The sequence below is a fragment of the Xanthobacter autotrophicus genome, assembly GCF_029991245.1.
Classification (GTDB): domain Bacteria; phylum Pseudomonadota; class Alphaproteobacteria; order Rhizobiales; family Xanthobacteraceae; genus Xanthobacter; species Xanthobacter autotrophicus_C.
The window spans coordinates 1-12,000 of sequence record NZ_JAIVFO010000138.1 but is presented as its reverse complement, the minus strand read 5'-3'; the positions used below and the strand labels follow the sequence as shown (position 1 = coordinate 12,000).

Genomic DNA, 12,000 nt, shown 5'->3' with positions numbered 1-12,000 from the left:
ACCCTGCCCTCCCCCGCAAGCGGGAGAGGGTTCCACGGTGCACCCGGTCGCAGCGGCGGCGGGCGTTCCAACCGGGACACCACCCACCCGCCGCGATCTTTATGAGATTCCTATGCCGCCCCTGCGGCATCCCTCTCGAATCTTGATCCCGTTCGCGCCAGCTTCAGGCCCGTGAGGCGAGCGCTCCGCCAACCGGCGCCGCGCCCTCCCCCGAAACATGAAACGGACCGGAAAGCCAAAGTCATGCTCGACCTTCTGATGCTTGCTCTCGGCCTCGGCTTGTTCGCCGGCGCCATCGGCTACGGCCACCTCTGCGAGCGGCTCTGAGCGAACGATCTTTCGCGCCGAAATCCGGGGCGGCTCTCGCCCCTGGGAGAACTTCCATGGTCTTTGATTATGCGCTCGGCGGCCTCGTGACCGCAGGGCTTCTCTTCTACCTCACCTTCGCGCTCCTCAATCCCGAGCGGTTCTGAGGACATCTTGCCATGACACCCAACGGCCTGATCCAGATCGCCTTGTTCTGCCTCGTCGTGCTTGTGCTGACGCGGCCGCTCGGCGGCTACATGACCCGCGTATTCGCGGGCGAACGCACTTTGCTCTCCCCCGTCTTCGCGCCCGTGGAGAAGCTCGTCTACCGCCTCGGCGGCGTGGATGCGAGCCGGGAACAGCATTGGCTCACCTACACCATCGCCATGCTGCTGTTCCACGTGGGCGGCTTCCTCCTGCTCTACGCCCTCATGCGCGTGCAGGATCTCCTGCCCTTCAATCCGCAGGGCATGGGCGCGGTGGCGCCGGACCTTGCCTTCAACACGTCCATCAGCTTCATCACCAACACCAACTGGCAGAATTACGGTGGTGAAAGCACGATGGGCTACCTCGTGCAGATGCTGGGCCTCACCCACCAGAACTTCCTGTCCGCCGCCACCGGCATCGTGCTGGCCATGGCGCTGATCCGCGGCTTCTCCCGCGCCTCGGCGCAGACGGTGGGCAATTTCTGGGTGGATATCACCCGCTGCACCCTCTACGTGCTGCTGCCCATCTGCGTGGTCTTCACCCTGTTCCTGGTGTGGCAGGGCATCCCGCAGACGCTGGGCCCCTACATCGACGCCACCACCCTGGAAGGCGGCAAGCAGACCCTCGCGCTGGGCCCGGTGGCCTCGCAGGTGGCCATCAAGATGCTCGGCACCAATGGCGGCGGCTTCTTCAATGCCAATGCCGCCCACCCGTTCGAGAACCCCACCGCGCTCTCCAACTTCGTACAGATGGTCGCCATCTTCGCTTTGGGCGCGGCGCTCACCAACGTGTTCGGCCGCATGGTGGGCAACGAGCGGCAGGGCTGGGCGATCCTCGGCGCCATGGGCGTCCTGTTCGTCGCCGGCGTCGGCGTGACCTACTGGGCCGAAGCCTCCGGCACGCCGGCGCTCAATGCCCTGGGCCTGACCGGCGGCAACATGGAAGGCAAGGAGCTGCGCTTCGGCATCGTCGCCTCCGCCTTGTTCGCGGTGGTCACCACGGCGGCGTCCTGCGGCGCGGTGAACGCCATGCACGACAGCTTCACGGCGCTGGGCGGCATGATCCCGCTCATCAACATGGAGCTGGGCGAGATCATCGTCGGCGGCGTGGGTGCCGGCATGTACGGCATGCTGCTGTTCGTGGTGATCACCATGTTCGTGGCCGGCCTCATGGTGGGCCGCACGCCGGAATATGTGGGCAAGAAGATCGAGGCCAAGGAAGTGAAGATGGCCATGCTCGCCATCCTCATCCTGCCCTTGATGATGCTCGGCTGGACCGCGGTGGCGACGGTATCGCCCTCGGCGGTGGCCTCCATCGCCAATCCGGGGCCGCACGGCTTCTCGGAGATCCTCTACGCCTTCACCTCGGCCACCGCCAACAACGGCTCGGCCTTCGGCGGGCTCACGGGGAATACCTTCTTCTACAACCTGACGTTGGCCTCCTCCATGTTCGTCGGCCGCTTCCTCATGATCGTGCCGGCCATGGCGCTGGCCGGCGCGCTGGCGGCGAAGAAGACCGTGCCGGCCTCGGCGGGCACCTTCCCCACCACCGGCGGCCTGTTCGTGGGCCTTCTGGTGGGCGTCATCCTGATCGTGGGCGGGCTCACCTTCTTCCCGGCCCTGTCGCTCGGACCCATCGTCGAGCATCTCGCGGCGGCGGCCGGGCAGAGCTTCGGCGCGGGAGGCTGACATGGAACACCACCCCCCTCCTGCCCGGCCGCGCGCCGGGCGGGAGCCCAAGGCGCGGCGCCTGCCGTTCTCGGCCTCCGAAATCATCCTGATCGTGTCCGTCGCCGCCCTCGTGCTTGCCGCCGCCATCCAGGCCGTCATCGCGCTGGCGCTGAACATCTCAGCCCACTGATTCCTCTTCCCCCGGGAGTGCCTCCATGGCCAGATCCCATTCCGTAAGCCTTCTCGACCCCGCCATCCTCCTGCCCGCCATCGGCGCCTCGTTCCGCAAGCTCGACCCGCGGGCGATGGTGAGAAACCCGGTCATGTTCGTGGTGGAGGTGGTCGCCCTCCTCACCACGGTGCTGTTCGTGCGCGACCTCGTCACCTCCGGCACGGGTCTCGGTTTCTCCTTCCAGATCATCCTGTGGCTGTGGTTCACCGTGCTGTTCGCCAATTTCGCGGAAGCGGTGGCGGAAGGGCGCGGCAAGGCCCAGGCGGAATCGCTCCGCCGCACCCGCACCGAGACCCAGGCCAAGCTGCTCACCGGCGAGGGCAACGCCTTCCGCACCGTGCCCGGCACCTCGCTGAAGGTGGGCGACGTGGTGCTGGTGGAAGCCGGCGACGTCATCCCCTCCGACGGCGAGGTGGTGGAAGGCGTCGCCTCGGTGAACGAGGCCGCCATCACCGGCGAGAGCGCCCCGGTGATCCGCGAATCCGGCGGCGACCGCTCGGCCGTCACCGGCGGCACCACGGTGGTCTCCGATCATCTCAAGGTGCGCATCACGGCGGCGGCGGGCGCCACCTTCCTCGACCGCATGATCGCGCTGGTGGAAGGCGCCGAGCGGCAGAAGACGCCCAACGAGATCGCCCTCAACATCCTGCTCGCGGGTATGACGCTGATCTTCATCTTCGCGACGGCGTCGATCCCGAGCTTTGCCTCCTATGCGGGGGGCTCCATCTCCGTGGTGGTGCTGGTGGCGCTGTTCGTCACCCTCATTCCCACCACCATCGGCGCGCTGCTCTCGGCCATCGGCATCGCCGGCATGGACCGGCTGGTGCGCTTCAACGTGCTCGCCATGTCGGGCCGCGCGGTGGAAGCGGCCGGCGACGTGGACACCCTGCTGCTCGACAAGACCGGCACCATCACGCTGGGCAACCGGCAGGCCTCGGCCTTCCGCCCGGTGCGCGGGGTGAGCGAGCAGGACCTGGCGGACGCCGCCCAGCTCGCCTCCCTCGCCGACGAGACCCCGGAAGGCCGCTCCATCGTGGTGCTGGCCAAGGAGAAATACGCCATCCGCGGCCGCGACATGGCGAGCCTCCACGCCCATTTCGTCCCCTTCACCGCGCAGACCCGCATGAGCGGCGTGGACGTGGACGGCTCGTCCGTCCGCAAGGGCGCGGTGGATGCCATCCTCGCCTCGGTCCAGGCCGGCACCAGCACCGTCTCCGCCTCCGGCGCGGTGCAGAACGTGCGGACGCTGGTGAGCCAGGAGTCCATCCGCGAGATCAATGCCATCGCCGAGGAGATCGCCAAGTCCGGCGGCACCCCGCTGGCGGTGGCGCGCGACGGGCGGCTGCTCGGCGTCATCCACCTGAAGGACATCGTGAAGGGCGGCATCCGCGAGCGCTTCGCGGAGCTGCGGCGCATGGGCATCCGCACGGTGATGATCACCGGCGACAACCCGCTCACGGCCGCCGCCATCGCCGCCGAGGCGGGGGTGGACGATTTCCTCGCCGAGGCCACCCCCGAGGCGAAGCTTAAGCTGATCCGCGACGAGCAGGCCAAGGGCAAGCTGGTGGCCATGTGCGGCGACGGCACCAACGACGCGCCCGCTCTCGCCCAGGCCGACGTGGGCGTGGCCATGAACACCGGCACGGTGGCCGCCCGCGAGGCCGGCAACATGGTGGACCTCGACAGCGACCCCACCAAGCTCATCGAGATCGTGGAGATCGGCAAGGCGCTGCTGATGACGCGCGGCTCGCTCACCACCTTCTCCATCGCCAACGATGTGGCGAAGTATTTCGCCATCATCCCCGCCATGTTCGTGGCCTTCTACCCGCAGCTCGGCGCGCTGAACGTGATGGGGCTGGCCTCGCCCCAGAGCGCCATCCTGTCGGCCATCATCTTCAATGCGCTCATCATCATCGCCCTCATCCCGCTGGCGCTGAAGGGCGTCGCCTTCCGGCCCATCGGGGCGGCGGCGCTGCTGAAGCGCAACCTGTTGATCTACGGCCTGGGCGGCATCCTCGTGCCGTTCGTTGGCATCAAGGCCATCGACCTTGCGGTCACGGCCCTTCACCTGGTTTGAGGACACATCATCATGCTGAAGGAACTTCGCCCCGCGCTCGTCGTGCTCATCGCGCTGACGGCGCTCACCGGCCTCGCCTACCCCCTTGCCATGACCGGGGCGGCGCAGGCCCTCTTCCCCCGGCAGGCCAACGGCAGCCTCATCACCCGCGAGGGGACCGTGGTCGGCTCGGAGCTGATCGGCCAGAACTTTGCCTCCGAGCGCTATTTCCACGGCCGGCCCTCCGCCACCACCGGCGCCGACCCCGCCGATGCCACCAAGACCGTGGCCACGCCCTACAATGCGGCGAACTCCATGGGCTCCAATCTCGGCCCCACCAATCCGGCCCTCGCCGACCGGGTGAAGGCGGACCTTGACGCCCTCAAGGCCCAGAACCCCCGCGACCCGGTGCCGGTGGACCTCGTCACCACCTCCGGCAGCGGTCTCGACCCCCATATCTCGCCGGAGGCGGCCCTGTTCCAGGTGCCGCAGGTCGCCAAGGCGCGCGGCCTCAGCGAAGGCGTGGTGCGCCGGCTGGTGGAAGAGACCATGGAGGATCGCACCCTCGGCGTTCTCGGCGAGCCGCGCGTGAATGTGCTGGCCCTGAACCTCGCCCTCGACAAGGCGCGCCCGCAGTGACAGACCAGTAGCCAAAGGCTCGTGAGTTTGGCTCACGGGCCTTTGGCCAAGCCCGCGCGGCGCTTGAGCGAACCCGCCCGGCACCGGTCGAAGACCGGGCCGATGGTATAAGCAAAGGGGCTGGGTGGCACACCACCCGGCTCCCGGAGGAGGCCATGTCCGAAGACCGTGCCGCGGACCTGCGGCCTTCGCCCGATGCCCTGCTCGCGGCCGCCGAGCGGGAGACCCGCGGCCGCCTGAAGATCTTTCTCGGGGCAGCGCCCGGCGTGGGCAAGACCTACGAGATGCTTGCCTCCGGCCATGCGCGCCGGAACGAGGGCACGGACGTGGTGATCGGCGTGGTGGAAACCCACGGCCGGCGCGAGACGCTGGCGCTGGTGGCCGGCCTGGAGGTCATTCCGCGCCGGAGCATCCCCTACAAGGGGCGGATCATCGAGGAGATGGACCTCGACGCCATCCTCGCCCGTCGCCCCGCTTTGGTGCTGGTGGACGAGCTGGCCCACACCAACGCCCCCGAAAGCCGCCACGCCAAGCGCTACATGGACGTGGAGGAGCTGCTGGCGGCGGGCATCGATGTCTACACCACGCTCAACATCCAGCATGTGGAGAGCCTCAACGACGTGGTGGCGCAGATCACCCGCGTGCGGGTGCGCGAGACGGTGCCCGACGCCATCATCGACCGCGCCGACGACATCGAGGTCATCGACATCACCCCGGGCGACCTCCTGCAGCGCCTCAAGGAGGGCAAGGTCTACGTGCCCGAGACGGCGCGGCGGGCGGTGGACAACTATTTCTCCCCCGGCAACCTCACCGCCTTGCGCGAGCTGGCCCTGCGCCGCACCGCCGAGCGGGTGGACGAGCAATTGCTCTCCCACATGCGCGCCCACGCCATATCCGGCCCATGGGCGGCGGGCGAGCGGGTGCTGGTCTGCCTCAGCGAGGACCCGCGCAGCGCCGCGCTGGTGCGCTACACCAAGCGCCTCGCCGACCGGCTGCGGGCGCCCTGGGTGGCGCTCTATGTGGAGACCGAGCGCGCGCTGCGGCTCGACACCGCCGAGCGCGACCGCATCGCCGATTTCCTGAGGATGGCGGAGCGCATGGGCGGGGAAGCCGTGACCATCCCCGGCGGCACCCGCATCGCCGACGACGTGCTCGCCCACGCCCGCTCTGCCAACGTGACCCATATCGTCATCGGCAAGTCCGACCGCTCCCGCTGGTTCGAGATCCTCAACGGCTCGGTGGTGCACGAACTGGTGCGCCGCTCCGGCAACATCTCCGTCCACGTCATCGCCGGGGAGAAGGAGACACCGCCGCCCGGCCGCGCCGCAGCGGCCGCGCCCACCGGCCGGCGGGAGACGTGGCCTTATCTCGCCAGCCTTCTCATCGTCGGGCTGGCAACATTGGTGGGCTTCGGCCTGCAGAAGATCCTCGCGCTCCAGAACATCGCGCTGGTGTTCCTCACCGCCGTGCTGGTGAGCGCGGTGCGCCACGGGCTGGCGCCGGCGCTGCTCGCCTCGGTCGCCGGCATGCTGGCGTTCAACTTCTTCTTCATCCCGCCGCTCTACACCTTCACCATCACCGACCCTGAGAACGTGGTCGCCCTGTTCTTCTTCCTGGTGGTGGCCATCATCGCCTCGAACCTCACGGCGCGGGTGCGCGCCCAGGCGCTGGCGGCGCGGGCGCGGGCGAAGACGGCGGAAGACCTCTATCTGTTCTCCAGGAAGCTTGCCGGCGCCGGCACCCTCGACGACCTGCTGTGGGCCACCGCCTTCCAGATCGCCTCCATGCTGAACGTGCGGGTGGTGATCGTGCTGCCGGATGGCGACACCCTGGCGGTGAAGGCGGCCTATCCGCCGGAAGACGCCATCGACGCCGCCGACCTTGCCGCCGCCCGCTGGGCGTTCGAGAACAACCGCTGGGCCGGGCGCGGCGCCGATACCCTGCCGGGGGCAAAGCGCCTGTTCATGCCCATGCAGACCGGGCGCGGCGCGGTGGGGGTCATCGGCATCGACCGCGACAAGGAAGGGCCGCTGCTCACCCCCGAGCAGCGGCGGCTCATGGATGCGCTGGCGGACCAGGCCGCGCTCGCCGTGGAGCGGGTGAATCTGGTGGCGGACGTGGAGAAGGCCAGGCTGGATGCGGCCACCGACCGGCTGCGCACGGCGCTTCTCACCTCCATCTCCCATGACCTGAAGACGCCGCTTGCCTCCATCATGGGCGCGGCCGGCACCCTGCGCAGCTTCTTCTCCGCGCTGACCGAGGAGGCGCGCTCGGACCTGCTCTCCACCGTCGAGGAGGAGGCCGAGCGGCTCAACCGCTTCATCGCCAACCTTTTGGACATGACCCGGCTGGAGTCCGGCGCCATCGTGCCCAATGCCGGCCTGTGCGACGTGAGCGAGGTGGTGGGCAGCGCGCTCAACCGCGCCCAGTCCATCCTGCGGCATCACCGGCTGGAGATCGAGCTCGCCCCGGACCTGCCCATGCTCAACATCGATCCGGTGCTGTTCGAGCAGGCCCTGTTCAATCTCCTCGACAATGCCGCCAAATACGCGCCGGAGGGCTCGCTGGTGCGCATCGAAAGCTGGTCCGACGGCGCCTTCGTCACGCTCGCCGTGTTGGACGAGGGGCCGGGCATCGCCGAGGCGGATCGCGAGCGGGTGTTCGACAAATTCTATCGCGTCCGCAAGGGCGACCAGGTGCGGGCCGGCACCGGCCTCGGCCTCGGCATCAGCCGCGGCTTCCTGGAGGCCATGGGCGGCACCCTCACCGCCGACCCGCGGGCCGACCGGCAGGGCGCCGCCTTCACCATCCGCATGCCGGTGCCGCTGCAGGCCCGTGCGCTGAAGGCGTTGCCATGAAAGACGCACCATGAACGGCGTGAAGCTCCTCGTGGTGGATGACGAGCCGGCCATCCGCAAGCTGCTCCATGCCGGGCTCTCCACCCAGGACTATGATGTGACCAGCGCCGCCACCGCCGCCGAGGCCATGGCCCGCGTGGCCGAGGCGCGACCCGACCTCGTCATCCTGGATCTCGGCCTGCCCGACATGCCCGGCCGCGAGCTGCTGGCCCGCTGGCGTGCCGAGGGCCTGGACATCCCCGTGGTGATCCTGTCGAGCCGCACCGACGAGGCGGGCATCGTCGAGGCGCTGGAGGGCGGGGCCGACGATTATGTGACCAAGCCCTTCGGCATGAACGAACTGATCGCCCGCCTGCGCGTCGCGCTGCGCCATCGCCTGCAGCAGCAGGGGGAAAAGCCCCTGTTCAAGGTGGGCGACCTCTCGGTGGACCTGGTGCGCCGGATCGTCCGGCTGAAGGAGCGGGAGGTGAAGCTCTCGCCCAAGGAATACGACATCCTGCGCCTGATGGTGCAGCACGCCGGACGGGTGCTGACCCACGCCTTCATCCTGCAAAAGGTCTGGGGGCAGGCCTATGACGTGCAGTATCTGCGGGTCTATGTGCGCCAGCTGCGCCAGAAGCTGGAGGACAACGCCGAGCAGCCGCGCTACATCCGCACCGAGACCGGCGTCGGCTACCGCCTGGCGGAGCCGGACTGACCGGCCCGGTGACGGGATCGTGCGGGCGCGGCGCGACGCCGAAGGTGTGGGCGACCGCGAAGGCGGCGTGCGCCCGTCGTGCCCTTCGGAGCGGGGGCACCGGGAGATCCGCCGCGACCGGGCCTTCCGGCGCGATCGCGGCGGTCTTGGTCGACGGCTACCGGCCTAGCCCGCCGCCGCGGAGGACGGGGCGGGAGAACCGATGACCGCAGATCAAGCCTGTGGTCCGGCCGTTGTCCTGATCGCTTCGCCCTGTTGGACGACGCCCCATTGAACCGGCCCAAATCTCTACGCAGAAAATCATCCCCCGGAACGTCGTCGCCCAAAATCACGAGGGATCACGAGGCTGTTCGGCGGCCCGGTGAGCGCTTGGGCCATACGCTCCCGGCACCGGTCAAAGACCGGGATCGCTGGTATCAGGCCGTTGGCGCCGAGGGCCGACTTCACCGCGCATCTTTGGCGCCGGGAGGCTCTTCGGACCATCCGTAAAAGGGGCAATGCGCCATGCCCGTAAGGGCAAATGGAAGTATCAAGATACATTCTGCGCCGCGCCCTGGAGCGGACGCTTGATCAGGACCGAGACGGGAGAAGCGGCGCCGCCCGAAGATGCCGCAGAGCCCGCGCGCTCACCTGTCGTGGTGCCGCCCTTCGCACAAGCGCTGCAGCCGTTCGGCCAGGCGACCAAGCTCGGCGGCGGATTCGGCTCCCAGCTTGGTCATGAGCTGCGCGCGCTGGGCCTTCACGGTGCGCTCCGCGATGCCAAGCTCGTCGGCGATCTGCTTGTTGAGCTTGCCCGCCACCACCAGATCGAACACGTCGCGCTCGCGCGGCGAGAGCAGGGCGAAGCGGGCCAGCAGATCCTGCGCATCGGCGCGTGCGGCACACAGCAGCGCATTGCGTTCGAGCGCGCGATGGACGGCGTCCAGAAGCACCTGCGGTTCCACCGGCTTCATCAGAAAATCCACCGCGCCCGCCTTCATGGCCTCGACGCTGCAGGCGACGTCCGCGTGGGCGGTGAAGAAAATCACGGGCAGCGTCGCGTCTCGATCGCGCAGGGCCCGCTGAAGCTCCAGCCCCGAAGGGCCAGGCATCCTGAGGTCGAGAAGGATGCAGCCGGGCCCCTTGGGCAGCGCCTGGAGCAGGAAATCGCCGGCGGAGGCATAGGCCCGCACCTCCAGCCCGGCGGCGGTCAGCAGCCGGACCACGGCGGTGCGCAGGGAATCGTCGTCGTCCACCACGTGGACCAGCGGTGCCGCACTCATGTTGCCCCGACCCAGACGCTGCCGCCGGGCGCGACCCGGGGGAGCCAGATGGTGAAGACGGCGCCCTCCCCCGGCACGCTCTCGGCCGCGATGGTGCCACCATGGGCTTCGACCAGCGTGCGGGCAATGGACAGGCCGAGGCCGATGCCCTTGCGCTTGGTGGTGAAGAAGGACTCGAACAGCTTCGCCAGATGTTCGGCAGTAATTCCGTGTCCACGATCGCGCACCCGGATGGTCGCGCCGGTCGCCGAGCCTTCGAGCGACAGGGCGACGTTGCGCTGCTCCTCCGGCGTGTCCGCCAGCGCGTCCATGGCGTTCATGATCAGGTTGATCAGCACCTGCTGGAGCTGGATGCGGTCGCCGACCACCGTGATGGTCTCGGCGGCCGCTCGTGCGCTCAGCGCGATGCGCCGGCGGCGGGCCTCGGCGCCCAAAAGGGCGATGACGTCGCTCAGGATCTCATTGAGGTCGAAGGGCTGGCGCTCCACCTCGTGCTTGGCGAGCAGCGCCCGCAGCCGGCGGATGACCTCGCTTGCGCGCAGGTCGTCGCGCCGGATGTCGGCCAGGATGTCCTTGAGGTCGCCGGGCCGGGCCGCGCCGGACTCCAGCATCATTTCCGCCGCCGCCGCATTGCTCAGGATGGCCGCGAGCGGCTGGTTGATCTCGTGGGCGATGGAGCCGGTCAATTCGCCCGCCACCGCCAGCCGGGATGCGTGGGCGAGCTCGAAGCGATACCGGTCCACGCTCGATTGCGCGCTGCGGCGGCGGTTGCGCTCAAGCAGCAGGGCGGTCAGCAGCAGGCTCTGCAGCAGGAAGGCCAGGGCAACCGCCATGGTTTCCCTGCTGTAGGTCTGCCAGAAGCCGGGCGAGCGGAACTGGATGATCGCATCGGCCGGCACCGCCGCCGGATCGATCCCCCAGCGTTCGATCTGCCGCCAGTCCACATGGAGCGCCACCGGCATCACCTGCGGCAGGCGCAGGGCCGAGGGCGCCTGCCCCGCGAGCAGCCGGTTGGCGATGGACCCGCCCTCGCGGCCCATGGCCTCGAAACTGGTCATCCACCCGCCCACGGCGCCGGTGCCGATGAAGGTGACGAAGGGCCCGTAGACCGGTGCGCGTGACGCCTGCGCGATCAGCCGCACCGCTTCCGCCGGCGTGAAGATGCTGCCGGCTCCGTCGCGGAAAAATCCGGGCGTGACCACCACCGCGTCGGTGCCGAGTTCCCCCACCCGCTTCAGCACCTGCGCGGTCGTGCGGCCGGCGAGCATTTCCACGCCCACCCGGCCTTCGAAGCGCCCGGCCGCCCGGCGCAGGTCCTCCTCCCAGTTCCGATCCTGCTCGGACGCGCCGGTGACCAGGACCAGATGCCGGGCCTGCGGATGCCAGTCCAGGGCCTGCCCGATGGTGGCGGCGAAATCCCGATCGAACGGCACGCCCACCACGTCGTCAGGCAGGGGCGGACGGGAGGCGAGGAAGGAGCGGGCAACCCCCACATGGACCACCGGAACATGGGGGAACAGCCCGGCCCGCGTGTTCAGGGCGAAATCGAGCGCCTTGTCGCCGGCGACGATGATGACGCCGGGCGGCCGCGCCGCGTATTTCTCCTTCAGGAACCGGGTGACGGTGGCCACATAGGCGGCCCCGCTGAAACGCGGATAATCGAGGAACTCGGTGCTGATCTCGGTGCTCCGGTCCACCTCTGCCAGCGCGCTGGTGATGCCGCGGTCGCCCAGCACGTTGCCCGGCAGCAGGCGGTTGTTCTCGAACAGAACCAGCACATGGCGCCGGGCGGGCTCGGCGCAGCCGGGGTGCACGGTGCCCAGCAGCAGCAGACAGATCGCCATGCCGCGGCAGGCGATCCAAGCCGTGCCCGACCGCACACGCAGCCCATCCGGACCGACGCCGTTTGCGCGCATGCTGCGATTGCACCTCACCGGCTTCACGCGTGCCCCAAACCCGTGCCCGCGACAGGCCGCTCATGAGGGCCCACCTTGCTGCCGGACGCAAGTGGCGGCGCCGGCGCCCTCCCGATCACCGCCCGGCCGGGCCACAGCGGATCAGACACGATCATCC

Annotated in this window: 9 protein-coding genes; 7 read left to right on the top strand and 2 right to left on the bottom strand. The window is 69.1% G+C overall.

Annotated elements, in window-relative coordinates; all coding sequences use genetic code 11:
• The first annotated feature begins 383 nt into the window (after nt 1-383).
• From K9U41_RS18600 to K9U41_RS18570, 7 genes are all read left to right on the top strand, one after another.
• Nucleotides 384-473, top strand: a complete 90-nt coding sequence (locus K9U41_RS18600) for a K(+)-transporting ATPase subunit F (protein WP_041575709.1) — start codon at nt 384-386, stop codon at nt 471-473.
• A gap of 12 nt (nt 474-485) precedes the next feature.
• Nucleotides 486-2,201, top strand: coding sequence for a potassium-transporting ATPase subunit KdpA (gene kdpA, locus K9U41_RS18595; protein WP_282642363.1), 1,716 nt, complete (start codon nt 486-488; stop codon nt 2,199-2,201).
• Between the two features lies 1 nt (nt 2,202).
• On the top strand, nt 2,203-2,373 hold the full coding sequence (locus K9U41_RS18590) for a hypothetical protein (protein ID WP_282642362.1): 171 nt from the start codon (nt 2,203-2,205) through the stop codon (nt 2,371-2,373).
• A 25-nt stretch (nt 2,374-2,398) separates the two neighbouring features.
• Nucleotides 2,399-4,492 (top strand): potassium-transporting ATPase subunit KdpB, encoded by a 2,094-nt coding sequence (gene kdpB / locus K9U41_RS18585; protein ID WP_282642361.1) that lies wholly within the window; start codon nt 2,399-2,401, stop codon nt 4,490-4,492.
• 12 nt (nt 4,493-4,504) lie between these two features.
• Nucleotides 4,505-5,110 (top strand): K(+)-transporting ATPase subunit C, encoded by a 606-nt coding sequence (locus tag K9U41_RS18580; protein WP_282642360.1) that lies wholly within the window; start codon nt 4,505-4,507, stop codon nt 5,108-5,110.
• 155 nt (nt 5,111-5,265) lie between these two features.
• Entirely contained in the window at nt 5,266-7,968 is a 2,703-nt protein-coding gene (locus tag K9U41_RS18575; RefSeq protein WP_282642359.1) for a sensor histidine kinase KdpD, read from the top strand.
• A gap of 10 nt (nt 7,969-7,978) precedes the next feature.
• The gene (locus K9U41_RS18570) at nt 7,979-8,665 is read left to right on the top strand and encodes a response regulator transcription factor (RefSeq protein ID WP_282642358.1); all 687 of its coding nucleotides are present in this window, start codon (nt 7,979-7,981) and stop codon (nt 8,663-8,665) included.
• Between the two features lie 626 nt (nt 8,666-9,291).
• Here K9U41_RS18570 and K9U41_RS18565 read toward each other — a convergent pair.
• The gene (locus K9U41_RS18565) at nt 9,292-9,927 is read right to left on the bottom strand and encodes a response regulator transcription factor (RefSeq protein ID WP_282642357.1); all 636 of its coding nucleotides are present in this window, start codon (nt 9,925-9,927) and stop codon (nt 9,292-9,294) included.
• Complete coding sequence (locus K9U41_RS18560) at nt 9,924-11,771, bottom strand: sensor histidine kinase (protein ID WP_282642356.1); 1,848 nt, start codon at nt 11,769-11,771, stop codon at nt 9,924-9,926. The genes K9U41_RS18565 and K9U41_RS18560 overlap by 4 nt, the downstream gene beginning before the upstream one ends.
• Between the last annotated feature and the right edge of the window lie 229 nt (nt 11,772-12,000).